16 protein-coding genes and 1 riboswitch are annotated in these 25,253 nt (G+C 73.2%); of the genes, 4 read left to right on the forward strand and 12 right to left on the reverse strand.

The genetic code is table 11. The annotated features are described in order from the left end of the window. Both MXD62_RS22755 and thrC read right to left on the reverse strand, forming a co-directional pair. Nucleotides 1-550: TCP-1/cpn60 chaperonin family protein (locus MXD62_RS22755; protein ID WP_285224148.1), on the reverse strand; the 550-nt coding region annotated here is incomplete at its 3' end. Nucleotides 551-1,263: 713 nt separating this feature from the next. Then, a complete protein-coding gene (gene thrC / locus MXD62_RS22760; RefSeq protein WP_012157620.1) occupies nucleotides 1,264-2,541 on the reverse strand; it encodes a threonine synthase in 1,278 nt (425 codons plus the stop codon). 7 nt (nucleotides 2,542-2,548) lie between these two features. Beyond that, nucleotides 2,549-2,668: riboswitch (SAM riboswitch) on the reverse strand. Between the two features lie 202 nt (nucleotides 2,669-2,870). Between thrC and MXD62_RS22765 the strand changes: the two genes are divergently transcribed. Both MXD62_RS22765 and MXD62_RS22770 read left to right on the forward strand, forming a co-directional pair. Further along, nucleotides 2,871-3,671 (forward strand): HAD hydrolase family protein, encoded by an 801-nt coding sequence (locus tag MXD62_RS22765; protein ID WP_248831507.1) that lies wholly within the window; start codon nucleotides 2,871-2,873, stop codon nucleotides 3,669-3,671. A 118-nt stretch (nucleotides 3,672-3,789) separates the two neighbouring features. After that, nucleotides 3,790-5,313: a trehalose-6-phosphate synthase gene (locus tag MXD62_RS22770; RefSeq protein ID WP_248831552.1), complete on the forward strand. Its 1,524-nt coding sequence runs from the start codon at nucleotides 3,790-3,792 to the stop codon at nucleotides 5,311-5,313. A 64-nt stretch (nucleotides 5,314-5,377) separates the two neighbouring features. On the opposite strand, the gene otsB is transcribed toward MXD62_RS22770, so the two are convergent. The 3 genes from otsB to MXD62_RS40840 are packed head-to-tail and all read right to left on the reverse strand — an operon-like array spanning nucleotide 5,378 to nucleotide 7,577. Continuing rightward, a complete protein-coding gene (gene otsB / locus MXD62_RS22775; protein ID WP_012157623.1) occupies nucleotides 5,378-6,265 on the reverse strand; it encodes a trehalose-phosphatase in 888 nt (295 codons plus the stop codon). Nucleotides 6,266-6,320: 55 nt separating this feature from the next. Beyond that, nucleotides 6,321-6,977 (reverse strand): LytR C-terminal domain-containing protein, encoded by a 657-nt coding sequence (locus MXD62_RS22780; RefSeq protein WP_248831508.1) that lies wholly within the window; start codon nucleotides 6,975-6,977, stop codon nucleotides 6,321-6,323. A gap of 9 nt (nucleotides 6,978-6,986) precedes the next feature. Then, nucleotides 6,987-7,577 (reverse strand): DUF3263 domain-containing protein, encoded by a 591-nt coding sequence (locus MXD62_RS40840; RefSeq protein WP_368862437.1) that lies wholly within the window; start codon nucleotides 7,575-7,577, stop codon nucleotides 6,987-6,989. A 239-nt stretch (nucleotides 7,578-7,816) separates the two neighbouring features. On the opposite strand from MXD62_RS40840, the gene MXD62_RS22790 reads away from it, so the two are divergent. Continuing rightward, complete coding sequence (locus MXD62_RS22790) at nucleotides 7,817-8,272, forward strand: RNHCP domain-containing protein (RefSeq protein ID WP_248831509.1); 456 nt, start codon at nucleotides 7,817-7,819, stop codon at nucleotides 8,270-8,272. Here the strand turns inward: MXD62_RS22790 and MXD62_RS22795 are convergent. Then, nucleotides 8,217-9,473 carry a Glu/Leu/Phe/Val dehydrogenase gene (locus tag MXD62_RS22795; RefSeq protein WP_248831510.1) on the reverse strand — a complete coding sequence of 419 codons (1,257 nt, stop codon included), beginning with the start codon at nucleotides 9,471-9,473 and terminating at the stop codon, nucleotides 8,217-8,219. The genes MXD62_RS22790 and MXD62_RS22795 overlap by 56 nt on opposite strands. A gap of 1,687 nt (nucleotides 9,474-11,160) precedes the next feature. After that, nucleotides 11,161-13,086: a polyprenol phosphomannose-dependent alpha 1,6 mannosyltransferase MptB gene (mptB, locus tag MXD62_RS22800; protein ID WP_248831511.1), complete on the reverse strand. Its 1,926-nt coding sequence runs from the start codon at nucleotides 13,084-13,086 to the stop codon at nucleotides 11,161-11,163. Nucleotides 13,087-13,127: 41 nt separating this feature from the next. Between mptB and MXD62_RS22805 the strand changes: the two genes are divergently transcribed. Continuing rightward, a complete protein-coding gene (locus tag MXD62_RS22805) occupies nucleotides 13,128-14,867 on the forward strand; it encodes a DUF2079 domain-containing protein (protein WP_248831512.1) in 1,740 nt (579 codons plus the stop codon). Between the two features lie 77 nt (nucleotides 14,868-14,944). Here the strand turns inward: MXD62_RS22805 and MXD62_RS22810 are convergent, their stop codons facing one another. From MXD62_RS22810 to MXD62_RS22830, 5 genes are all read right to left on the reverse strand, one after another. Further along, the gene (locus MXD62_RS22810) at nucleotides 14,945-16,861 is read right to left on the reverse strand and encodes an NAD-binding protein (protein ID WP_248831553.1); all 1,917 of its coding nucleotides are present in this window, start codon (nucleotides 16,859-16,861) and stop codon (nucleotides 14,945-14,947) included. A gap of 184 nt (nucleotides 16,862-17,045) precedes the next feature. Then, complete coding sequence (locus MXD62_RS22815; protein ID WP_248831513.1) at nucleotides 17,046-18,827, reverse strand: PP2C family serine/threonine-protein phosphatase; 1,782 nt, start codon at nucleotides 18,825-18,827, stop codon at nucleotides 17,046-17,048. A 342-nt stretch (nucleotides 18,828-19,169) separates the two neighbouring features. Then, nucleotides 19,170-20,582, reverse strand: a complete 1,413-nt coding sequence (locus MXD62_RS22820) for a metallophosphoesterase family protein (protein ID WP_248831514.1) — start codon at nucleotides 20,580-20,582, stop codon at nucleotides 19,170-19,172. Between the two features lie 345 nt (nucleotides 20,583-20,927). After that, nucleotides 20,928-23,432, reverse strand: coding sequence for an ATP-dependent Clp protease ATP-binding subunit (locus MXD62_RS22825; RefSeq protein ID WP_012157634.1), 2,505 nt, complete (start codon nucleotides 23,430-23,432; stop codon nucleotides 20,928-20,930). 538 nt (nucleotides 23,433-23,970) lie between these two features. Continuing rightward, complete coding sequence (locus MXD62_RS22830) at nucleotides 23,971-24,969, reverse strand: Fe-S oxidoreductase (protein ID WP_248831515.1); 999 nt, start codon at nucleotides 24,967-24,969, stop codon at nucleotides 23,971-23,973. Nucleotides 24,970-25,253 lie beyond the last annotated feature (284 nt).

The following is a 25,253-nucleotide window of genomic DNA, read 5'->3' on the forward strand; positions in this document are numbered from 1 at the left end:
CGAGCCCGAAGGTGTTGCTCTCCTCGACGGTGATGACGCCTTCCTTGCCGACCTTGTCCATCGCCTCGGCGATCATGCTGCCGATGGCCGGGTCACCGGCGGAGATGGAGGCGGTGGAGGCGATCTGCTCCTTGGTCTCCACGTCCTTGGCGACGCTGGAGAGCTCCTCGGAGACACGCTCGACGGCGGCCTCGATGCCCTTCTTCAGGCCCATCGGGTTCGCACCGGCGGCGACGTTGCGCAGGCCCTCGCGCACCAGAGCCTGGGCGAGGATCGTGGCGGTGGTGGTGCCGTCACCCGCGACGTCGTTGGTCTTCTTCGCGACTTCCTTGACGAGCTCCGCGCCGATCTTCTCGTACGGGTCCTCGAGCTCGATCTCCTTGGCGATGCTGACGCCGTCGTTGGTGATCGTGGGGACGCCCCACTTCTTCTCCAGCACGACGTTGCGACCCTTGGGGCCGAGCGTGACCTTGACCGCGTCGGCCAGCTGGTTCATGCCGCGCTCCAGGCCGCGCCGTGCCTCCTCGTCGAAGGCAATGATCTTCGGCATGGTGTCTGGGTCCTCCCAGGGGGATGGCAGTTCGATGGCCTGGCCACAACGACGCCCGCGACGGACGGCTCCGACCCGGCCCCCGTGCGAACGGAAGGATGACCAGGAAGCCTCGTCGTTTCAGCCCTTGGCACTCCCATGGGGAGAGTGCCAACTCCTGTTTAGCACTCGGTATGGGTGAGTGCAAGCTCGCCCCCCGTGTCCCACCGGCGTGGCGGCGGGCCCCGAAGGCCTTCCCGCCTGCGGTGACGCTGGCAGGAAATCGGCGTGACCCCAGGCGGAACCGGTGCCGAACAGCCCCATCCGGACCACCCGCCGGACCACCCGCGTACAACCCCCACCCTGCTACGCGCACAACGCCCCCGACCCCACCCGCCAGCCGGACCAGGTTCGTCCCACCCCGCTCCGTTCCTCCCGGACGACTCGGGACTCCTCCCCGGACGACTCGGGACGGCCCACCGTCCGGCTACGGCCCAGTTCGTCTCCGGCCCCGGGCGGCCCACCACTGCTCTCGGCCCAGAACGGTGCCCAACTCCGGCCTCGGGCCCACCGGCCTCGGGCCCACCGGACCGGCTGCCTGGCCCGCGCAGATGTGTGGCGGGTGAGTGAGTCCATGGACTCACTCACCCGCCACGGTTTTCTCGAGTGCCCGAATGGTGGAGATTGGCCGGGGCCGGGGCCGGGGCCGACGCTTCGTCGGGGAGAGCGGGAGGCTAGTCGTCGCCGAGGCCGGCGGCCTCGAACGCGGAGAGCGAAGGCGGGATCGTGGCGGTGGGGCCACCTGTGGAGACCAGCGGGTCGAGGGTCTTCAGCCCGTCGCCGGTGTTGTAGATCACCGTCTCGACGTCCGGGTCGAGGAGGCCCTCGTTCAGTAGGCGGCGCAGGCAGGCGACGGTGACGCCGCCGGCGGTCTCCCCGAAGATCCCCTCGGTGCGGGCCAGGAGGCGGATGCCGTCCACGATCTCGTCGTCGGTGACGTCGGTGATGGCGCCGCCGGTGCGGCGGGCGACGTCGAGGGCGTAGGGGCCGTCCGCCGGATTGCCGATCGAGAGGGACTTGGCGATCGTCGACGGCTTCACCGGGGCGACCGTGTCGGCGCCGCGGGCGTAGGCGGCGGCGACGGGGTTGCAGCCGGCGGCCTGGGCGCCGAAGACCTTGTACGGGGTTGGCTCGACGAGCCCGAGGCGGCCGAGCTCGCCGAACGCCTTGTCGACCTTGGTCAGCAGGGAGCCGGAGGCGATCGGCACCACGACCTGGCCGGGGATGCGCCAGCCGAGCTGCTCGGCGACCTCGTAGCCGAGGGTCTTCGAGCCCTCCGCGTAGAACGGCCGGACGTTGACGTTGACGAACGCCCACTCGTACTCGCCGGCCAGCTCGCTGCACAGCCGGTTGACGTCGTCGTAGTTGCCCTTGATCGCGACGAGGGTGCCGCCGTACACGGCCGTCGACACGGTCTTGCCGGCTTCCAGGTCGTGCGGGACGAGCACGACCGAGCGCAGGCCGGCGGACGCGGCGTGGGCGGCGACGGACTGGGCGAGGTTCCCGGTGGACGCGCAGGCGACGGTGTGGAAGCCGAGCTCGCGGGCGGCGGTGAGGGCCACCGAGACGACCCGGTCCTTGAACGAGTGGGTCGGGTTCGCGCTGTCGTCCTTGACCCACAGGGTGCGCATGCCGAGCTCGGCGGCGAGGCGCTGGGCGGGTCGCAGCGGGGTCCAGCCGGCGTCGAGCGAGACGCGCCGTTCGGCGACGTGCCCGGCGGGCAGCAGGCCGACGTACCGCCACAGGTTGGACGGCCCGGCCTCGATCGACGCCCGGGTGACCTTGCGCAGCCGGTCCTCGTCGTAGGCGATCTCGAGCGGCGCGAAACACTCGACGCAGACGTGGGTGGCCGACAGCGGGTAGGTGGCACCGCAGTGACGACAGGACAGCGAGACGGCGGGGTTGGCGGCGTCCGGGCTCGGGAGAGTGGCGCGCTCGGGCGCGAGAGTCATGCGGAACTCCTCATCTTTCCCGGGAGCCGGCTGCGTCCCGGGTCGGAATTAGCACCTGCCGCGCATGGATGCGACGGTGGTTGCCGGGGCTTCGCTGGGCCGTTCCCTCTGCCCCTCTGGATGAGCCAGATGAAGTTGTCTGTCCGTACTGTAGACCGCGTGCGGACAGGCGTGCACCGGAGTTCCAGCGGTTTGCCGTGTGCCACAGGTGCTTCGATGACACGTCCTGAGGTGGGCTGCGGTCGGGTCGAGGGGCCGTGTGCCCGCGTCACCTGGGCCGCTTGCCGCCGGCCGCGATCTCGCCGGACCGACACCAGGGAGCCCGAAGCGTGAGCGTTCGTGTGGTCTACACCGATCTCGACGGAACGATGGTCGGCCCGCGGGGCTGCTTCTTCCGGGCCGAGGGCGGCGACACCACCCTTGACCCCGCCCGCGCACTCGTCGACCTGCACGACGCGGACATCGCGCTGGTGCTGGTCTCCGGGCGGACGAGGCCGCAGCTCGTGGAGGCCGCCGGGATCTTCGGCGCCGACGGGTTCATCGGCGAGCTGGGCGCGATCATCGGATGGAACACCGGGCTCGACACCGAGATCCTGCGCGGCGCGATGCCCGACTCGTTCGAGCGGGTGCCGGAGAGTCTGCTCGACGAGCTGATCAAGCTGCACCCCGGCCGCCTGGAGCTGCACACCCCCTGGCACACCGGCCGCGAGGTGGACGTCATGCTGCGTGGCCGGATCGACGTCGCCGAGGTGGACGGCTGGCTGGCCGAGTCCGGTTTCGGCTGGCTGAGCATGCGCGACAACGGGCTCATCTCACCGGCGCACATGCCCGATCTCGGCGTGCACCCGCACGTCTACCACCTGGTGCCGGACGGCGTCAGCAAGGGCGACGCCGTCGCGCACGACCTCAGGCGGCGCGGGGTGGACCCGGCCGAGGCGATCGCCATCGGCGACTCCGCCAGTGATCTCGCGATGGCCCGTTCGGTGGGGCGGATGCACCTGGTGGCCAACGCGGTGCGCCACCCGGACATCGCCGCGCTGCTCCCGGCCTACGACAACGTGGTGGTCGAGGACGGCCCGCTCGGCGCAGGTTGGGCCACCGCGGTGCGCGCCGCGCTCGGCGCCGGCTGACCGCGGGCCCCGTCGCGGCGGCACTGCCGGGCGGCATTCCGGCGGCGCGCACCCGCGGTGCTTGCGGGTGGCGCCCCGACAGGGCACCCGATGGCCTACGCTCCGCTGTGTGCGTCACATGCCGGGCATCGGGGAGTTCACGGCGCCCGGGAGCGAGTACCCGGCCCAGGCCGATCTGCTGATCGCGTCGAACCGGGGTCCGGTGTCGTTCGTCGTCGGCGACGACGGCCTGCTGCATCCCCGGCGCGGCGGCGGCGGTCTGGTCAGCGGCCTGGCCCAGGTCGTCCAGGACACGCCCGAGGACGGCCGGGAGATCGTCTGGGTCTGCGCGGCCCTCAGCGACGCCGACCGGCGGGCCGCCCGCTCCGCTCCGGGCGGCCGCATCGACCGCAGCGGCTACGACACCGGCGGCGCCTCGGTGCGGATGCTGGACCTCGACCGCGTGCTGTTCGACCGCGCCTACAACGCGGTCGCCAACCGGACGCTCTGGTTCGTCCTGCACCTGTTGCACGCGCCGGCGACGGAGCCGAGCTTCGGCGCGTCCTTCCGCAAGGACTGGGCCGCCTACGAGGCGTACAACGCGGCGTTCGCGGACGCGCTGGCCGAGCTGGCGGCGCCGGGGGCGTGCGTGCTTGTCCAGGACTACCACCTGACGCTGGTCCCCGCCCGGCTGCGCCAGATGCGGCCGGACCTGCGGATAGCCCATTTCAGCCATACGCCGTGGTCCCCGCCGGAGTACTTCCGGATGCTGCCCGACGACGTGTCCGCGGCGATCCTGCACGGCATGCTCGGGGCGGACCGGCTCGGCTTCCTCGCCCCGGCGTGGGCGGCGGCCTTCCGCGACTGCTGCGCCGAGATCCTCGGCGCCGAGGTGGTGGGCGACACCGTCACCGCCGGCGGGCGCACCGTGCGCACCAGCCTGTACCCCCTCGGAGTGGACGCCGCCGAGCTGCGGGACCGTGCCGCCCGCCCCGACGTCCGTGCCCGCGCGGCCGAGCTGCGCGAGCTGGCGGGGGGCTGCCGCCTGGTGGTCCGGGTCGACCGCACCGAGCTGTCCAAGAACATCGTCCGCGGCCTGGAGGCCTACCGCGAGCTGCTCCGCTCGCACCCGGAGTGGCACGGCCGGGTCATGCACCTGGTGTGCGCCTACCCGTCCCGCCACGACCTGCCCGAGTACCGCGAGTACACGGCGGCCGTCCAGCGCCTCGCCGCCGAGATCGAGGACGAGTTCGGGACGGACACCTGGCTGCCGGTGCACCTGGAGATCAACGACGACTTCCCGCGCTCGCTGGCCGCCATGACGCTCGCGGACGTCCTCGTGGTGAACCCGATCCGGGACGGGATGAACCTCGTCGCCAAGGAGGGGATGGTGGTCTCGGCCGACGGCGGGGTCCTCGTCCTCTCCCGGGAGGCGGGGGCGTGCTCACAGATGGGCGCCGACGCGGTCGTGGTGAACCCGTTCGACGTGACGGCCACCGCGGAGGCGATGCACACCGCGCTGGTCATGCCGGCGGCCGAGCGGCGCGAGCGGGCCCGGCGGCTGGCCGCCGTCGCCGGTGAGCTGCCGCCGCGGGCCTGGTTCCAGGCGCAGCTGGACGAGATCCGCGGCCACGCGCCGGCGGAACCGGACCGCGCCGGCTGATCCGGTTCCCCGGGTCAGGCCCCGAGCGGTCGTCCCGGGTCACGCCTCGAGTCGACGTCGCGGGTCAGGCGCCGAGGCGGTCGGCGAGTACCTCCAGCAGGGTGACCATGCCGGTCGGGCCGCTGACGACCAGATCCGCCCGCTCGCGCAGCACGTCGGGCACCTCCGGGCTGTCGCTGCACACGGTGATCGCGCCCAGGCCGCCGGCCCGCAGCTCGTCGACCGCCTCGAAGGCGGGGAGATCCCCGTAGTCGTCGCCGGCGACGAGGACGGACCGGGCCGCCCGCTCGGCGACGAGCCCGCGCAGGGCACGGCCCTTGTCGTGACCGGGCGGGCGTAGCTCCAGGACCCGCTTGCCCGGCGCCGCCTCGAGCCCGTACTCCTCGGCGAGCCTGGTCAGCGCCGGGGTGAGCGCCGCCAGCGCGGCGTCGGGGTCGGCGGTCCGCCGCACGTGGACGACCAGCGCGTGCCGCTTGTCCTCGACCGACGTTCCGGCCGGCGCGTCGTGCAGTGCGTCCGGCAGTGCCGAGCGCAGCGCCTCCACCCCGGGCAGTGGTTCCGGGGCGGTGGTCTGCCGGGTCTCGGCGTCCCACCGCTGCAGCCCGTACTGGCCGAGGACGAGCAGGTGCCCGAGATCGGTGAACCGCTCCGCCCCGGTGAGCTCGAGGACGGCGTCCACCGGCCGGCCGGTGATGATCGCGACGGTGCCGACGCGGCGGGAGATCCGCCCCAGCGCGGCCATCGCGCCGGGCGCGGGCACCGCGTCGGAGGGCCGGGAGACGATCGGGGCGAGGGTGCCGTCGTAGTCGAGGGCGACGAGCGCCTTGTCCGGCGTTGTCAGCAGGGCGGCCAGGCCGGCGCCGCCGGCCAGGGTGCGCGGGGCGGGGGCAGGCTCGGCGGTGGCGTGGGCACCCGCGGGAGCGGGCGGCGAGGGCGCGGAGGAGTCGGTCACGATCCCTTCCCGGTCACGTCGTTTGTGAGGGATGGTGGCTGCTGGTGGGCCGTTGTCAGGGCTGGTCGTCGGTCGGGAAGTCACGGGTGACGACCAGGATCAGGGTGTCGGTCTCGATGATCCTCGTTTCTGCGCGGGGCACCATGCGCTCGACGCCGGGAACCGTCTCGAGCAGGGTGCGCGCGGCGTCGGCGTCCTCGGGATCGTAGAAGACGGTCGAAACCGGCACGTTGTACTGGCCCAGGTAGTTGCCGACCCGTTCGACCCGGAAGCCGGCCGCCTCCACCCGGTTGGCGGCGCTGTCCGCGAGACCCGCGATCCGGGAGTTGTTCAGCACGACGACAGGCGCGAAGACCTTCGGCGCCCCGGTGCCCGGGGCCGCGGGTGGCTGCGCCGGGGCGGATTGCGGCGTCGGTGACGGCCGCGGGCCGGGTGTCGGGCTGGGCGACCGGCTCGGGGTCGCCCGCTCCGACGGCGTCGGGCTGGAGGAGTCCTCGGGGCGGTCTGCGCCCTGCGCCGGCTCGCCCGAGGGCGCGGCGGGCTCGCCGGTCACCGCCGGGGCGGCGCCGTCGTCGGAGTCGCCGGACCCGTTGAACAGGTTCACCAGCAGAATTCCGGCCAGTACGGCCAGCACGGCCACCAGGGCGGCACCTGCCATGCGCAGGCGGTCACCACCCGGGTGCCGGGAGAAGTCGTGGGAGCCTCTGGGCACGGGCTCTCCTCAGGCGTCGTCGGAACCGTCGTCGCCGGGCTCACCGGCGTCGTCCACATGACCGGCGCGGGCGCGCCGGCGTTGCTCGCGCAACCGCCGCAGTCGGCGGACGAGCATCGGGTCGGCGGCCAGCGCGGCCGGCGAGTCGATCAGAACGTTCAGGATCTGGTAGTAACGGGTTGACGACAGGCCGAACTCCGCCCGGATGGCGGCCTCCTTGGCGCCGGGATAGCGCCACCACTGGCTTTCGAAGGCGAGGACCCGGGCCTCCCGTTCCGTCAGCCCGTTGGCGCCGCGCCCGTTACCGCCGGAGCCACCCTCGCCGCCGCCGGTCGCGCTCCCGCCCGCCGCGCCGCCTGCCGCCGCCTGGCTGGGCCCGGAGTTTTCCGGCCCTGAGCCGGTTGGCCTGGAACCCGCGGGCCTGGAACCTGTGGGCCCTGGATCCGCGGGCCTGGAGCCGGCGGGGCCGGAGCCGCCTGGGCCGGTGTGGCCGGTTCGGCCGCCGGGGCCCGTGTCCGCGGAGCCGCTCCGCCCCGGGCGCGGCGACGAGGCCGGGCCCGGGACACTTCGGCGCCGGGCCTCGGCATGGGCGGCGTCCACGCTGGGACCTCCTTGTGGGCCGCCTCGCTACGGAGGCGCTCAAGCGGGCGTACACGCACCACGGTCGCGTGGTCGCCGCCCACTATTTCACCCTGTGCGTCCGACATCCCCGTTCGTTCCCGGGACACACCCTGGCGCGTCGGTCACGCTCCCCCCGCACGGACCCGTTCGGTGGCACGGAGCCGTCCGGTGGCGCCCGGGCGGGGCGGCCCGGGCGCGCCCTGCCCTACCGTTGAACTGTGCAACCGCCTCAGGACGGGCCCGGTGCCGCCCGGGGCGCCGACGACGGCCGCCGGTTCGCCCGGACGCCGGAGGACTTCGCGTGCCTGGTGTGCGGCGCCACCGTGCGCGGCGACGGGTACACGAACCACTGCCCGGCCTGCCTCTGGTCGCGCCATGTCGACGTCAACCCCGGCGACCGCGCGGCGCCGTGCCGCGGGTTGATGCGTCCCGTCGGGGTGGAGATGCGCGCGCGCGAGACCGTCCTGACCCACCGCTGCGAGAGCTGCGGGCACCTGCGGCGCAACCGGACCTCGCCCGCCGACGCCGAGTCCGCGCTGTTCGCGCTGGCCGCCCGGGTCGCGGACGAGGTGAGCCTGCGGGGCCCGGGCGACGCCGGCCTCAGAGGTGGGGCGGCCGTCAGGGGTACAGGCCGCGGGTCCGGTGCGCCTCGGCGACGCGGGCGACCCCGATGATGTGGGCGGCCGTCCGCAGGCTCACCCGCCGTTCGCGGGCCAGCGCCGACACCTCCTGGTAGGACCGCTGCATGAGAGCGCGCAGCCGGTCGTTGACCTGGTCCTCGGTCCAGAAGTACGCCTGGATGTCCTGCACCCACTCGAAGTAGGAGACGGCGACCCCGCCGCCGTTGGCGAGGATGTCGGGGACGATCACCGTCCCCTTGCCCGTCAGGACGTGGTCCGCCTCGGCGGTGACCGGCCCGTTCGCGCCCTCGACGATCAGCGGTGCCTGGACGCGGTCCGCGTTGCCGATGTTGATGACCCCCTCCATGGCGGCGGGGACGAGCATGTCGACGTTCAGCTCGAGCAGCTCGGTGTTGGTGATCGTGTCGGTGCCCGGGTAGCCGACGACGGTGTCGGCCCCGCGGGCCAGGTGGCGGATCAGCGCGGACGGGTTCAGCCCCGCCCGGTTGTGGATGCCGCCCTTCACGTCCGACACCGCGACCAGCCGGCAGCCGGCGTCGTGCAGGTACTGGGCGGCCAGGGCGCCCACCTTGCCGAACCCCTGGACGGCGACCGTGGTCTCCCGAGGGTCCCGGCCGAGCTCGCGCAGCGCGGCGAACGCGGCGAGCTGGACCCCGCGGCTGGTCGCCCCGGCACGCCCGGCGGACCCCCCGATGGACAGCGGCTTGCCCGTGACGACTCCCGGGGCGGTGTGGCCGGTGTGCGTCGAGTAGGTGTCCATGATCCAGGCCATGGTCTGCTCGTCGGTGCCGACGTCCGGGGCCGGGATGTCCTTGTCCGGCCCGATCAGGGGGACGAGCTCGGCGGCGTACCGGCGGGTCATCCGCTCCCGCTCCTGCCGGGAGAGCAGCCCGGGCTCGACCGCGATGCCGCCCTTCGCGCCGCCGTAGGGGATTCCCATCAGCGCGCACTTCCACGTCATCCACATGGCCAGCGCCTTGATCTCGTCCAGGTCGCAGGCCGGGTGGTAGCGCAGCCCGCCCTTGGCCGGTCCGCGGGCGAGGTTGTGCTGAACGCGGTAGCCGGACAGGACGAGCAGCTGCCCGTCGTCCCGCAGCAGCGGGACGGAGACGGTGATCGACCGCCGCGGCGTGCGCAGCAGGTCGTGCATGCCGTCGTCGAGACCCAGGTGCTGGGCCGCGTCGGCGAGCTGCACGCACGCCGTGTCCCAGGCGGAGCCGGTCCCGAGGATCACAGAACACCTCCGCGGCGCGTCCGGCCACCCGTAACGCGCGGAGCGCGCCGTCGGGCTCCGCGCTCACGGGCGCAAATGCGCACCGTGGAGTGACTCCTGCTGTCGGTAGCAGGTACGTGGGCTCGAGGCACGTAACCGCTCGTGTGACGCTAGGTTGCGCAGCGTACTCGCATGGCTACGACTGTCCCACGTCGGTACCGCGCCCGCCGCCGCGACCGGTACCTTCCGGGGATCGTGAACAGCGCGGGAGTAGCAGGTCCGGCAGGACGGGCGCGCGGCCCGGCACGCTGGTACGCGGCCCTGCGAGGACGGCCGCTGGTCGTCCGGTGGGTCGTCAGCCGGGCCCTGCTGCTCACCCTGGCGCTGGCCGGCCAGGTGTTCGGCGCGCAGCAGAGCGTTCTCGGTGATGTCGATCTCTACCGGGAGTGGGGCCACACGCTCGTCGGTGACGGGACGGTGCCCGGGGACGAGAAATGGCAGTACCCGCCGGGCGCGGCGGTCGTCCTGGCGCTGCCCGCGGTGCCGCGCGAGCTGGCCGGCGTCCCGTATGAGGTGTCCTTCTACCTGCTGATGCTCGTCGTGGACGCGGTGCTCACCCGGGCGCTGGCCCGCCGCTCACCCGCGGCGGCCCGGTACTGGCTGCTGGCCACGCTCGCCCTCGGCCCGGTGATGCTGACCCGGTTCGACCTGGTGCCGGCGGCCGCGGCGCTGGCCGCGGTCCTCGCCCTGGACGGCTCCGCGCCCGGTGGCGCCCAGGGCTCCGGTGACGCTGAGCCTCCTGACGGCGCTGGTCGGCCGGGGCACTCGCGGCGCCTCCGCCCGTTCGGTTCTTTCGGTGCGCTTGGTTCACTCGGTCGTTTCGGTGGCTGGGTGGCGCTGGGCGTGGCGGTGAAGGTGTGGCCCGGGTTGCTCCTGGTGGCCCTGGGACGACGCGGGCTGACGCGCCCGGGCTCGCCGGTGCTGGGCCGGGTGGCGCGGATCGTGGCGGGCGCGGGTGTGACGGCCGCCGTCCTGGCCGCCGTCCTCGTGCTCGCCGGTTGGTGGCGGGGCGCGCTGGGGTTCCTGGACGCGCAGAGCGCCCGCGGCCTGCAGATCGAGGCGGTGCCGGCCACCCCGTTCGTCGTGGCGCGGATGCTCGGGATCGGCTCCGCCCCGGAGTACTCCTACGGGTCACTCCAGTTCGACGGCGGGCTCGCCAGGGCGGTGGCGACGGCCTGCTCGCTCGCCGAGGTGATCGTGATCGCCGCCGCGGTCCTGTGGTGGTGGGCGCGGCGGTCCCCTGGTCGGGCCGTGGACGCCTCCCCCCGGCCGGGCGGGGACGGTTCGATCGACGCGGAGGGCACATCGTCGCTTGCCGGGCGTGGCCTCGCGCTGGTCCTGCTGATTGTGATCACCTCGCGGGTGCTCAGCCCGCAGTACCTGGTCTGGCTGCTCGTCCTCGCCGCCGCCGCCGTCCGCCCGTCCACCGCCGGCGCCGAGCGTGTGCGGGCCGAGTCATCGGACCACTCCGGGAGCGCAGGCGGCCGGCTCGGGTGGTCCGGGTGGCGTGGGCGGAAGGTCGACGCGGCGGGGCTGCTCGCCGTCTGCGCCGTGCTGTCGCAGGTCGTCTACCCGTGGCGCTACAACGACGTCGTGCAGGGGCGGGTCGTCGGCGGGCTGCTGCTGGTCGCGCGCAACGCCGTGCTCGTCACCGCGGCCTGGTACGCGCTTCGGGCCGCGGCGCGGGAATCGTCCGGCGACGGACAGTCGTCCGGCGACGGACAGTCGTCCGGCGACGGACCGCCGGCACAGTCGCCGCCGACACCACTGCCGCCAACACCACCACCAGGGCAGCGCCGAGCAGCGGGTCGGCCCGGCCGAGCAGTCGCCAGGTGGCGGCGAGCGGCGACAGCGTCGCGAGGCACAGCCAGACCGACGTGACGGCGATCAGCCCGACGGCCGCGCGGGTCTGCCGTCCGGGCGGGGACGGGGCGAGCGCGACCAGCGCGGCCAGGAACGGCACGCTCAGAGCGAGATACCACGGGTAGACCACGGGGGAGCCGAGCACCAGGGCCATCCCCCCGAAGCCCACGACAACCAGGTCGTCCCGGCGGCCGGGCTTCGGCCCGGTCGGCCTGACGGCGTCGGGCGTGATCGGCCGGGTGGCCTGCGCCGCCGGTCGTGCCGCCAGCCGCGCCGTCGCTCGCGCCGTCGCTCGTGCCGGCCAGGTCCGCAGCGCGAGCCAGGCGACGGTCAGGCCGACAGCGGCCAGCATGAGGGCGCGGGTGGCGCCGAGCACGGCGTCGGAGTCTCCGGGCCACTCGAGGCCGACGATCCGCGGCGCCAGGTCGACGAGGGTCGCGAAGACCGAGGCGGGCGCGATGCCGGTCTCGAGCTTGCCCGAGGTGGCCAACGCGCCTATCCAGGTCGGCCCGAATCCGCCTGCGGCCATCCCGGCCAGCAGCGCCAGGGCCGCCGCCACGGTGTCCGCGGCGAGCGCCGTCCCGATCGCCGCGCGCCGGCCGGGCCGCCCGGCGGCCGCGGCCGGTCCGGAGTGCCAGGCATCGCGGACGTGGACGAAGACCAGCCAGCCGGCGCCGAGGAACGCGGTGGCCTTCACGCTGCCGGCAAGACACGCGAAGGCCACCGCGGTGGCGCCGAGAGCCCAGCTGGGAGCGCGACCGGTCCCCCGGCCGTGATCGGCCACCCGGCCACGGTCGATCACCAGCGCCGCGACGAGCAGCGCGGCGGCGAGGGCGTCCAGGTGCGCGCCGCCGACCAGATGAATGATCACGAACGGGTTCGCCGCCAGCAGCGCGAGCACGATCGCCACCGTCCGACCAGAACGGCACCGACCAGAACGGCCACCCTGGTCCGCTCTGCGCGGGCCGCCGGGCAGCCTCAGGGCCAGGGCGACCAGGAGCACGGTCGAGATCAGGGCGACCACCCGCAGCGCGGCGACCGTCCCGGCCGCGCCGGTCCCGAGCAGGTCACCGAGTGCCGCGCACGCGCGTTCGACACCCACCCCCAACCCCCCGTAGGGGGCGTGTGTGTCGCGCCACCGCGGATCGACCGCGGCGATGAACAGATCCCCGCTCGCCTCCCGCGAGAGCAGGCTGTTGATGCCGTGCGTCGCCGGGTCGAGACCGTGCCGGGCGAGCTCGCCCTGGGCGGCGTAGGCGTAGACGTCCCGGCTGAACAGCGGCGGTCCCACCGCGAACGGGACGGCCCACGCGAGCGCGGCGGCGCCGGCCGCCCGCGGCGAGATCGTCCCGTGGCGCGCGCGTGCCAGCAGGAGCAGCCAGCTCAGACAGAGCCCGATCACAGCCAGCCCGGCTGTGGCGGCAAGCACGCCCCTGGCCGTGTCCGCGGGCTGTCCGGATGGGAGAATTCCCCACCAGGACGACGGGTCGGCCACTTCAGGATCTCGCGGCCCGAGCCGAGCCTCACTGATCATGGCGAGCGCGGCGGCGATCGCGCCGGCCAGGATCAGCCGCCACGCGGGCCGGTCGCCGGCCCCTCGGTCGACGCGGCCGTGCCGCTCGGGATGGGATGGTCCCACGAGCTCGGCGGGGCCGTCCGCCCGAACGGCCGCGCCCCGACGGGCGGCCCGTGGGTCGCCCTGGGTGGTCACGGCGCCGGACGGACCGGCGGCGGAAGGTGGGGAGGTGGCGGGTGGGTCTGCTCGCGACGCCCGAACCACCGGTCGGAACCACCGTGGACGCCCCGGCCGCGTCGGGGATCCCCCGGCCGGGCGGAACCGGGCGTCGCCACGACTCACTCGCACAGACCTCCTGCCTCGCCGTGGGACCCCGTCGCCGCAACAGGCTGGTCGAGGGGGCCGTGACTCTGGGTACGGCGGTGCGGCGGCGCCCCTGGCTGCTGACCGCCGTCCTGTGCCTGATCTGCGTGTGCCTCGATGTGACCGGCCCCGACACCCCTGCCCAGGAGTATCGGGTGTGGCTGTTCGAGCACGGCGGCGCGGTGCTGTGGGACGACGGCTGGTACGGCGGCCATACGATACCGGGCTACAGCGTCCTGTTCCCCCCACTGGGCGCCCTCCTGGGCGTGCAGGCGGTGGGGGCGCTCGCGTGCGTAGCGTCGACCGTCGCCGTCGCCAGGCTGTTGCGCGGGCCGGGGGTGCGTCGTGGTCAGGACCTGCCGCTGCTGTGGTTCGCGGTGGCCACCGTGGCCAATCTGGTGGTCGGCCGGATGCCCTTCGCGCTCGGGATGGCCTTCGGCGCGGTCGCGCTGGTCGGGGCGCGCGAGCGCCGGGTGTGGCTGGTGTGGGCCGGGGCGGTGCTGTCCTCGCTGGCCTCGCCGTTGGCCGCCGGGTTCGTGCTCATGGTGGGGCTGGCTCTGGCGCTGACCGGGTCGCTGCCGCGCCGCGTGATCCTCGCCTTCGGCGGGGCCGGAGCCGGGATCGTCGTCGCCCTCGCCTTCCCGGAGGAGGGCTACCAGCCCTTCCCGGCTGTGACCTTCCTGTCGTTGCTCGCCCTGATCGGTGGCGGGCTGCTCCTTGTTCCGAAGGAGCACCGGGCGGTCCGCAACGGGCTGTTGCTGTGGGCGGGCGCGGCGATCGTGTTCTTCTTCGTGCCCACCCAGGTCGGGGGGAACATCACCCGTCCGGCGACGCTTCTCGCCGGTCCCGCCGCCGCGGTGTTCCTGGCCACCCGGCCGCGGGCGCTCGCGCTGGTCGCCATCCCGTTGATCGGATGGCAGATCGGGCCCATCCACGGCGCGTTCGTGACTCATGGTGATCCGTCCGCCGCTCCCGGGTACTACACCGACCTGCTGGGCTACCTTGACAACGGCGGGCCGGTACCGGCTGGGCGGGTCGAGATCCCCTTCACCCAGGCGCACTGGGAGGCCCGGTACGTCGCCCCGAAGCTGCCCATGGCCCGGGGCTGGCTTCGCCAGCTCGACAGCAAGTACAACGCCCTGTTCTACGACGGGACGCTCACCGCCGAGACCTACCACGAGTGGCTGCTGGCCCGCGGCGTCACGTATGTCGCGCTGCCCAACGTCGACCTCGACCCGTCCGCGGTCGCCGAGGCCAAGCTGCTCCGGTCCGGCCTGCCCTACCTGGAGCTGGCCTGGCAGAACGCCGACTGGAAGGTCTGGCTGGTCCGGGATTCGTCCGGCCTCGTGCGGGGCCCGGCGACCCTCACCGAGCTGGGCGTCAGCTCCGTCGCGGTGTCGTTCGCCAGCCCGGGGGTCGCCACGGTCCTGGTGCACTACACGCCGTACTGGCAACTGACTGAGGGTGACGCCTGCGTGTTCCGGGCCGCTGGGGGCTGGACGGGCATCCTCACCCAGTCGGCCGGCGCCGTGCGCCTGTCCGCCCGGCTCTCCGTGGACGGCCTGACCCGAGCCAGCGCCCTCGACTGCCCGGCCGACCACCGCCTGCACTGACGCAGCGGGTCCAGCCAGGCGAGCGGGTCAGCCGGGTGGGCGGGTCAGCCGGGTGGGCGGGTCAGTCGGGTGGGCGGTCAGTCGGGTGGGCGAGGTGTCATCCGCACGATGCGCAGGCCGGCTGTGGCCAGCACCTGGGGCATGTTGCGCACCACGTCGCGGTCGCGGTCCTGGTCCGCCGGGGAGAGCTGCTCCCAGTCGACGAGGGACGGGTGACGCGGATCGGAGCCGCCCCGCTCCACCGGCCCGTACCGCACCCCGCGGCTCTCCCGCTCGCGCCGCCAGCGGGCATGCTCCGCCTGGGCGAGCTCCTCCAGCTCCTCCGGCGTGAAGACGAACTCCGGGTCGTGCTCCCCGGCCGGCATCAGCATCCAGTTCCGCCGGCGCAGGACGTCGCTGTACCCGATCGCCTGCGCCAGGTTGGCGGCCCGCAGATCGTCGTCCAGCTCGTCCCAGGGGCGCAGGCTCCGCCGCGAACGCAGGACCGCGCCGCCGGTCATCTCCTTGAACAGGTACTTCTCGTGGATGATCCGCGCGAAGCGCTCGATGAGGTCGTTCGCCCCGGGATCGAGGGGCAGCGCCTCGTCGTTGACCGCGAAGAACCGCAACCCGCCCTGGACGTCGTCCAGCAGCGCACCGCCGCCACGCCGCCCCGGTCCGGGCGGTGGCGGGACGGGCGCGTCCGGGTCGTCGTCGGGGCCGTCCGGGTCGGGCGCCTCGCGCGGGCCGAAGACGTCCTCGAAGCTGCGCTGCCGGCCGGTGCGCACGACGACCCGGGTGCCATGCTCGCCGAGGCTGGTGGCACCCAGCGTGCGCGCCACCTCCAGCCCGCGCAGCAGCGCCTCCTCCTCGTCGCCGTGGCAGACGTAGACGAACTCCGGCGGGACGGTCCGGGCGCCCTCGACCGGGTCGTCGAGCTCGAGGACCGCCACGGGCAGCTCCCCGGACGGACTGTCGTTGGCCAACAGCTCGACCCGGGCCAGCGCCGGCTCCCGCGAGCGCATGGCCGCGGCCTCGACGGTCGCGTTCCGCCCCGACAGGACGATCCGCAGCGGTGGCGAGCCGGGCGAGCTGTAGTCGCGCCAGCGCCGCGCCAGCTCCATCACCACGGCCTGGCCCAGGTCGGACATCCCGAGAACGACGACCGGCGCCGGGCGCGCCCGCAGGTCGGGAAACTCGTCCGGCCGGGCCCAGGCGGGCGCGTTGCCGTTCAGCATGGCGTGCGCGCCGAGCACCTCCACCGCGAAGAAGTCGAGGCGGAAGCCAGGGTCGTTCTCCAGGCCGATGCGGCGGGCCCGCAGGTGTGGCAGCAGCGAGAGGTCGCCCACCTGGGCCAGGCAGCGCAGCGGATTGTCCAGCCGGGCGGAGGAGATCCGGCGGCTGCCGGCCCGGCTGGTCCGCACGACGCCACGGGCGGTGAGCGCGACGGCGAGGTTGGAGGCGGTGTCGTCCAGGCAGCTGTAGACGACGTCGGCCCGCATGATCCCCGCACTGGCCAGGACGAGCCGCTCCACCGGGTCACCGATGACCCGCAGCAGGTTCGGGGGCCGCTCCGCGTCGGGATACTCCCGCTCGGCGTCCTCGGCGACGAGCACGACCCGGCTGTTCCCGACGAGCTTGTCCACGAGCGCGGAGGCGGTCGGCCCGGTGCCGCAGACGATGACGTGCCGGTGCGCGTGCCGGGCGCGGAACCGTTCGAACCGGTGCGCGAACAGGGTGCTGGCGGCGTCGGCGACACCGACGGCCGTCGCCAGCGGGGCGAGGAAACGGGCGATCTCCAGCGCCGGGGGGAACTGCCCGCCGTTCTCGAACATCGTGCCGTCGGCGAGGAAGAGCGTCGAGGCGAAGAAGATCACGTTCGCCCAGGTGAACGTCTCGGGCTCCGCGGAGAAGTGCTGGTACGAGCCGATGAGGCTCAGCACGAGGGCGATCAGCCCGAGCACGAGGAACGTGCCGAGCAGGTGGCGGCGCAGCCATCGGCCGATCCGCCCCATCCGGCCGAACAGCAGCGTCGCGTAGAGCCGCGCCGCCCGCGCCACCACCCCTCCCAGCAGGTGGCGCGGGTCCAGTACCCGGGCGAGCCGGCCTAACCGGCCCGGTCTGCCGGGCGGACCGGGAGGACCCGGACCGCCCGACGGACCTCGGGAACCACCGGCGATCACTCCGGGCGGTGAGCCGTCATCGCGCCGACGGCTCCGGGACCAGGTCGGCGACGACGATGGTCGTGTCGTCGCGGGCGCCGGCCAGCAGCGCCGCCTCGACCAGGGCGTCCGCGGCCCGCTCCGGTGGTTCCGGGCCGAGCTCGGTCATCAGCCCCAGCAGCTGCTCAGGGGTCATCACCTTCGTGATGCCGTCACTGGCGAGGATCACCCGGTCACCGGTCCGCACCGCCTCGCGCAGGATGTCGGCCTCGATCCGGTCGGCCAGGCCGATGGCGTTGAGCAGCGGGCCGTTCTTGATGGCGTGCGGCGTCGTGACCTGGCGCGGTCGGCCCTTCTGCGGCTGCAGCCAGACGGAGCTGTCGCCGACGTGGGCGATGAACAGCGTCTCGCCCGTCGACTGCTGGCGGCCGAGGATGACCACGTCGAGGGTGCAGGCCATGCCTCGCCAGGACGGCTCCTGCCGGGGCTTCTCCCGCACGACCTGGTTCGCCCGGGCGACCGCCTGGCGCAGCCCGTCGGCCGGGTTCTCGGCGTACTGAGGACGGAACCCGGCCACCGTCGTGACCGTCAGCGTCGAGGCGATCTGGCCGGCGGCCTCCCCGCCCACGCCGTCGGCGACGGCGAGCAGGCCGTCGGACACGACGTAGGCGTCCTCGTTGGGGCCGCCGCGCTTGCCGCGCCGGGTGCGACCGGCCGCGGCCAGCCGCAGGGCGGGAGCCGTGGTCTGGGCCGGCTCGGCCGCGACCAGGCCGGGCGCGGAGGGGTCGGGGGTGGGCACGGTCGGCGCGGTCGTCTCAGGTGAGGCCGCCGCGGGTGGCGCGCCCCAGACCGTCTCGCCACCCACCGGGGCCGCCCCGTACCCGCCGGCGCCGGGCCCGGTCGGCGCGGTCGAGCCGATCCGCATCGTCTCGCCGGCCGTCGGGTCGGGGTAGGAGGCCGGTCCGGAGTACCCCGACGACCCCTGGTGCGGGAAGCCACCGGCGAGCGGGTCGCGGTCGTCGACCGCGAGCCGGTAGGCGGCGTCGTCCGTCTCGCCATGGTGCGGGCGCCCGCTGGGGGGCGGAGTCCACCCGGTGGCGTCCGGGTCTCGGCTGTCGTTCATGTAGGTGTCCCTGCCGCCTGAGTCGAGTCCACTCACGTCGATACCCCCCGTGCCGTGGGCACCGGCGTGGGGCCCGCCGGGCTGTGCGGCTCCGGCGAAGTACGCCCCCGCATGGGATGGATCCGCCGGGGCCGCGCCGGTATCGGCGCGTGACGTGTACGCGCCACCGATATTGTGACCGCCGGTCCCGCCGCTTTCCGTAGCGGACGCGACCGTGTCGGTGTCATTCGCTGTACTTCCCGCCGTGCCGGGAGGCCCGTGGCCGGGATCGCGCAGACTGTCGATGCGGGTGGCGTCGGCGTCGCCCCACCCGCTGTCGCCCCAGGCGGAACCGTCACTCCAGGCGGAGCCGGTGTCCGGGCCCGGATCGGCCGCGCCGCCGGTGCCGCGGCTCGTGCCGTCCGCGGCCTGCGCCACCTCCACCGCGGCGGGAGCGCTCGCGGGCTCGGTGAAGCCGGGCACGACGCCGTCTGGTGACTGCGGGTCCGGCGCGCGCGGGTCCGGCGCGGCCGGAGCCGACGGCTCCGGGGCGTCGCGCAGCGGGATGCTGCCGGGCCGCGAGCGTCTCGTCTCCAGCGAGCGCTTGCGCCCCGATCCGTAGCCGGTGCGTGGTGCGCGACTGGACAGGACGACGAAAACCACCGCGCCCACCAGAAGCACCACGATGAGCATGATCGGTACCAGTGAGCTACCCATGGCCTCCGTCCCCGCCACGACAACCCGATCACGCTATAGGACGTGTCGGCAGCCGTCTCCATACATAACCAAAGGCAACAACTCGGCGAAGACCGGGCCGGTGTCAGGACTGCGACAGAAAGCGGCTGATTCCACCGGTGCCGTGTCAGAGGCCTGCCGGTCACCGGCAGCAGGTGTCGGGTTCCCGTCCGTATCACCCAAAGGTCAGTATCGCCGGAAGTGCGGCGTCACCGGAAGGGCCTGTCGATCCCGAAAACGGGTCGGGATGTGGCGCCGAGCGGGCGCGACGGATGAGGCCGCGTCGGCGGGCGGGTACGGGGAGGTCGCCTGGCGCGCGGCGGATCAGGCCGCGTCGGCGCGCGGGCGGGCGAGGGTGAAGGTGTCGAAGGGCACGGGCACGGCGTCCGCCGAGTCGTAGACGGTGACCTGGATGCGGGTCGTCCCGCCCGGCTCGCCCGGATCGACCGTGAGCGCGGCGAACGCGTACGGATGCTCGGGGAAGCGGGCCGCCAGCCACGGGGCCGGCTCGACCGCACGGATCGAGGAGCGCTGCCGCTGCCCGGGCTTCCGCTCCCGCACCCCGACGACCACCCGGCAGGCCGGCGGGTCGAACAGCTGCCCGGCCGACGGCGTGGACGAGCCGCCGGTGCCGATCAGCATGTGCACCGTCCCGGCGGACGTGTCGAGCGTGGCAGTATCGCCCCCGTCGCCCCCCGCGACGGACACCGAGCCCGGGACCGGCCGCGGGGTCAGCGTCGTGCTGCCGTCCACAACCCCCCGTAGCGGGTGTGTGCGCTCGTAGTGGTGTTCGTGCCCGGAGATCACCAGGTCGACGCCGTACTGGTCGAACAACGGCAGCCAGGCCTCGCGCAGGCCGAGGTCCGCGCCGTTGTGGAACTCTGCTGTGGAGACTGCTGTTTGGTGCAGGGCCACGATGATCCAGTCGACCGCCTGGTCCGCCCGGGCCTCGGCCAACTGCCGCTCGAGCCAGGCGGTCTGCCGACCCGAGCTGTAGCCGTGCAGGTAGACGCGGCCGGCGTCCTGGTAGCAGACGTCGTCGCCGCTGAGCACGACGAACCGTACGCCACCCACTGTGAATGCGTACCAGAGGCCGGCCAGGTACGGCTCCTCGCCGTTGTCCGGCGGCTGGAAGTAGGTCTGGTAGGCGGCGAGGCCCAGCGCTCCGTTTCCCCGCTCGGTCTCGTGATTGCCGACACTCGGCATCCACGGGCGGCGCGCGGCCGAGGTGCTGATCATCGCGAACCAGTCCGCCCAGGCCCGCGGCGGGACGTCGCTGACGTTCGAATAGGCCAGATCGCCGTCGACCAGGGTGAACAGCGGGTCCACCCGCTCGACGCCGGCGACGAGCGCGCCGGAGGCCGGCGTGCCGAACGGGTCGTCGGACGCGTCGGTGCCGTGATCGCCGAAGCAGGCGAAGGTGAAGGCGGCCCGGCCGCGGGGGGCCGTCCGGAACGACGCCCGGCCCACCTCGCGGACGACTCCGGCCGCCGTGGTCTGGTACGTGATCTCGTAGGTGTACTCGGTGTCCGGCGCCAGCTCGTCCAGCAGCGCGTGGTGCGCGTAGATCTCCCACCCGGTGGCCGCGTCCGTGTACGACCTGGTGCCGGCCTCGACCTCGCGGGCTGCCTCGGCGGTGCCCGTGACCACCCGGGCCAGTGGCCGGACGACGGGCTCCCGGGTGATCCAGGAGACCACCATCGACGTCGCCGGATCCGCGCCGAAGGCGAGGTGCACCCCGTGCTCGGCGTGCGACGGCCCTCCGCCGGGCCGCGGCGGGGCGTCGTGTGGTGCGGCGTCTCGTGGTGTGGCGTCTCGTGGTGCGGAGGCCGGCGACTCGGAGGATCGTGACCGGGAACGTCGTGGACCGCGAAGGCTGTGAGGCATGACTTCCGGTGGCTACGGCTGGCTACGGGGCTGGCTGCGAACGGCTACGGCTGGTGCTGATGGCCGCTCACGCCGAAGGGCGGCTGCGCTGGCGCGCAACCGCCCTTCGGATAGGTCTGGCCCGGGTGGGCGACGGCCCCGCTCCAAGGCGGAACCGGCCGTCACCTCACGCGCTGGGCGTCCTGCGGCCCGATGTCACTCGCTGGACTTGGCGAGGTCGATCGGCGGGGAGTCCGGCACCGAGTTCGGCTTCGGCTCGCCGCGGAAGACGAACTTCGCCTCCTCGCCCTCACCCTCGACGTCGCCGACCACGATCTCGCCGGGACGCAGCGTCCCGTACAGGATCTTCTCGGACAGGATGTCCTCGATCTCCCGCTGGATCGTCCGGCGCAGTGGCCGGGCGCCGAGCACCGGGTCGTAGCCACGCTTGGCGAGCAGGGCCTTGGCGGCCGGCGTGAGCTCCAGCGCCATGTCCTTGTTCTTCAGCTGGCTGTCGACCCGGGCGAGCATGAGATCCACGATCTGGATGATCTCGTTCTCGGAGAGCTGGTGGAAGACGATGATGTCGTCGATCCGGTTGAGGAACTCAGGCCGGAAGTGCTGCTTGAGCTCGTCCTGGACCTTCGCCTTCATCCGCTCGTAGTCGACCGCGCCCTGGCCGGTGGCGAACCCGATGCCGGGGCCCTTGGAGATGTCCCGGGTGCCCAGGTTCGACGTCATGATCAGGACGGTGTTCTTGAAGTCGACCAGCCGGCCCTGGGAGTCGGTCAGGCGACCGTCCTCCAGGATCTGCAGGAGCGTGTTGAAGACGTCCGGGTGGGCCTTCTCGACCTCGTCGAAGAGGACCACGGAGAACGGCTTGCGCCGCACCCGCTCGGTGAGCTGGCCGCCCTCCTCGTACCCGACGTAGCCAGGCGGGGAGCCCACCAGCCGCGAGACGGTGTGCTTCTCCATGTACTCGGACATGTCGAGCTGGATGAGCGAGTCCTCGTCGCCGAAGAGGAACTCCGCCAGCGTCTTCGACAGCTCCGTCTTACCGACACCGGACGGGCCGGCGAAGATGAACGAGCCGCCGGGGCGCTTCGGGTCCTTCAGGCCGGCGCGGGTGCGCCGGATCGCCTGGGAGACGGCCTTGATGGCCTGCTCCTGGCCGATGACCCGGCGGTGGAGCTCGTCCTCCATGCGGAGCAGACGCGCGGTCTCCTCCTCGGTGAGCTTGAAGACCGGGATGCCGGTCCAGATCGCGAGGACCTCCGCGATCTCCTCGTCGCCGACCTCGGCGACGACGTCCATGTCGCCGGCCTTCCACTCCTTCTCCCGCTTGGCCTTCTCGGCCAGCAGGGTCTTCTCCTTGTCGCGCAGCGACGCGGCCTTCTCGAAGTCCTGCGCGTCGATCGCGGACTCCTTGTCCCGGCGGACGTTCGCGATGCGCTCGTCGAACTCCCGCAGGTCCGGCGGAGCGGTCATCCGGCGGATGCGCATCCGGGAGCCGGCCTCGTCGATCAGGTCGATGGCCTTGTCCGGCAGGAACCGGTCGGAGATGTAGCGGTCGGCCAGGGAGGCCGCGGCCACCAGGGCGGCGTCGGTGATCGAGACGCGGTGGTGCGCCTCGTACCGGTCGCGCAGGCCCTTGAGGATCTCGATGGTGTGCGCCACCGACGGCTCCGCGACCTGGATCGGCTGGAACCGCCGCTCGAGAGCGGCGTCCTTCTCCAGGTGCTTGCGGTACTCGTCCAGCGTGGTCGCGCCGATCGTCTGCAGCTCCCCGCGCGCCAGCATGGGCTTGAGGATGGAGGCGGCGTCGATCGCGCCCTCGGCGGCACCCGCACCGACGAGCGTGTGGAGCTCGTCGATGAACAGGATGATGTCGCCGCGGGTGCGGATCTCCTTGAGGACCTTCTTCAGTCGCTCCTCGAAGTCACCGCGGTAGCGGGACCCGGCGACGAGCGCGCCGAGGTCGAGGGTGTAGAGCTGCTTGTCCTTCAGGGTCTCGGGGACCTCGCCCTTGACGATCGCCTGCGCGAGCCCCTCGACGACGGCGGTCTTGCCGACGCCGGGCTCGCCGATCAGGACGGGGTTGTTCTTCGTCCGGCGCGACAGCACCTGCATGACGCGCTCGATCTCCTTCTCGCGCCCGATGACCGGGTCGAGCTTGGACTCACGAGCGGCCGCGGTGAGGTTGCGGCCGAACTGGTCGAGGACCAGCGAGGTCGACGGCGTTCCCTCGGCCGGGGCGCCGGCGGTCGCCGGGTCGCCCTTGCCCTGGTAGCCGGACAGGAGCTGGATGACCTGCTGACGGACCCGGTTGAGGTCCGCGCCGAGCTTGACCAGCACCTGGGCGGCGACGCCCTCGCCCTCGCGGATCAGGCCGAGCAGGATGTGCTCGGTGCCGATGTAGTTGTGGCCGAGCTGGAGAGCCTCACGCAGGGAGAGCTCGAGGACCTTCTTGGCCCGGGGCGTGAACGGGATGTGCCCGCTCGGCGCCTGCTGACCCTGCCCGATGATCTCCTCGACCTGTGACCGCACACCCTCGAGCGAGATCCCGAGCGACTCGAGGGCCTTAGCGGCGACGCCCTCGCCCTCGTGGATCAGGCCGAGCAGGATGTGCTCGGTCCCGATGTAGTTGTGGTTGAGCATCCTGGCCTCTTCTTGGGCCAGGACGACGACCCGACGTGCCCGGTCGGTGAACCTCTCGAACATGTGCGCTCCTTCGAGCTGCGACCGACCACACGACAGCCGGTATCCGCATGCTAGCTCCGCCGAGGCATGTCCTCACGCATCGAACAGAAACCTACCCGCCGGAACCGTCCCCCTCGTCGGGGACGGCGTCGCGGCCGGATTGCCGGCCGACCAGCGGAGACGTTCATCGCAACCGTGGCCGACCAGGCATGATTCCGTCACGTGGTTCCGCCAAGAGCGGAACGACATGGTGACCCCGACAGTTCGTGGCCGGGGCTCGACGGGCAGATGATCAGAACTTGTAACCGGAGCCGCGATGCTCCGGGAACGGTGGCGGGAACGGGTGTCTGGGACCCTGGCCACCGGCTGGACCCGAATCCAGCACTACCGACGGTAACCGATACTCAGGTGGCCCTTCGGTGTGATTCAGGCCACGTTGAGACCACGTCTGACCAGGTTGCGTGCGCCCAGGCCCAGATCCGACCAGAGCGCGCCCGGCCAGACCACGTCCGGCCAGACCACGTCCGGCCTCGTTCAAGCCTGCCCCGTGGATGTCGGCTCACACCGCCAGACCGCCGGGACCCTGGGTGTCGATCCACTCCCGGAGCCGGTTCTCGCGCTCCTCGGCGGCCACGAACGGACACGCCGTGCAGAACTCGGCGGTGACCCGGTGCGCCAGGCAGCACGAGCCGCGCCGCATGCCCGTGTACGGCCGGCCGCGATGGACGAACTGCTGCCAGGTCGGTCTCGCCCGCAGCGGCGGTGACGCGCTCGCGAAGAAGGCGTCCGCTTCCAGGCGGCCGGCGTGGGGATCACCACTCACCCGTTCGGTGAGAAGAAAGGCACGGCCGCACTGCGCGGCGACGGCGCCCCACAGCGCCGCGTGGCCGAGACGGGCCCGCGGGCGCAGGTCGGCGAGCACGGGCTCGAGGTGGCCGACGATCTGGCTCACCAGTCGCGCGCGCAGCGTCTCGACGTCGGCCACGGCCTCCACGACCTCGATCGGATCGTCCGCTGTGATGCCCTCGGGGTAGCCGACGCTGTCCGGGTAGCGATCGTAGGTGCCGGCCGGGAGTACCCGTTCGGTGACGGGGCCGCCGGCCTGGGTGATCAGTTCTGATGCGATCCGCGCCGGCACCGGCGCCGTCAGGACGGGATCCGAGTACATGATCGTCATCCGCCGCGTTCGGAACGCGGTGGCGTCGAACCAGCCGCCTTCGCGACAGTGCACCGAGATCCCGGCCGGGTCGAGGTCGGGGACCCGGCGGGTGAGGACGAATGCGGTGACGGCCGGCCCGACGACGGTCGCCGCATACCAGGCGGTTAGGTAGCTGACGGCGACCTCGGCGCTGGCCTGGTGATGATCGCGGATGACGCCGAGCGCCGCGTCCAGCCCCGCGGGGCTGTGCAGGTCGGTGGCGTCGATCCAGCCGTCGGCCGGCTCGGGCGATCCGGCGATCGCGTGGCGGTGGTCGAGGGCCGGGGCCACCGCTCGCAGGGTGGAGCCGAAACCCGCCAGGCCGACGGGCCGGGTCGCGCAGTTCTGGGCCGGAATCATCTGCGTGGTCCGGCAGTCGATCGCGCCGCCATCGTCACGCTGGGCGGGCGGGCCGGGCACGGCGTCGCGGACAGGGTCCTCGCCGGGAGGACTGCCACCGGGAAGGCCGCCGCTGGCCCGGGGTGCGACCGGAGAGGCGTTGCGGAAGACATAGTGTTAGGTAAGCCTAACTTGACCGTCTCCGTCAACTCGGCGTCGCCCACCCGCCACTGCGCCGAGAGCATCGCGGCTGGTCCCGGGCTCGCCGGTCGGCAAGATGGATTCGTCACAGTCCGCCGAAGGTT

Origin of the sequence: Frankia sp. Mgl5, from assembly GCF_023242985.1 — a bacterium.
GTDB lineage: Bacteria > Actinomycetota > Actinomycetes > Frankiales > Frankiaceae > Parafrankia > Parafrankia soli.

Excerpts from the sequence above, each read along its gene's own strand:
- MXD62_RS22830 (WP_248831515.1), bottom strand. The coding sequence starts at position 24,969 with ATGATTCCGGCCCAGAACTGCGCGACCCGGCCCGTCGGCCTGGCGGGT.
- MXD62_RS22815 (WP_248831513.1), bottom strand. The coding sequence starts at position 18,827 with ATGGGTAGCTCACTGGTACCGATCATGCTCATCGTGGTGCTTCTGGTG.
- MXD62_RS22810 (WP_248831553.1), bottom strand. The coding sequence starts at position 16,861 with ATGGGGCGGATCGGCCGATGGCTGCGCCGCCACCTGCTCGGCACGTTC.
- thrC (WP_012157620.1), bottom strand. The coding sequence starts at position 2,541 with ATGACTCTCGCGCCCGAGCGCGCCACTCTCCCGAGCCCGGACGCCGCC.
- MXD62_RS22825 (WP_012157634.1), bottom strand. The coding sequence starts at position 23,432 with ATGTTCGAGAGGTTCACCGACCGGGCACGTCGGGTCGTCGTCCTGGCC.
- MXD62_RS22770 (WP_248831552.1), top strand. The coding sequence starts at position 3,790 with ATGCCGGGCATCGGGGAGTTCACGGCGCCCGGGAGCGAGTACCCGGCC.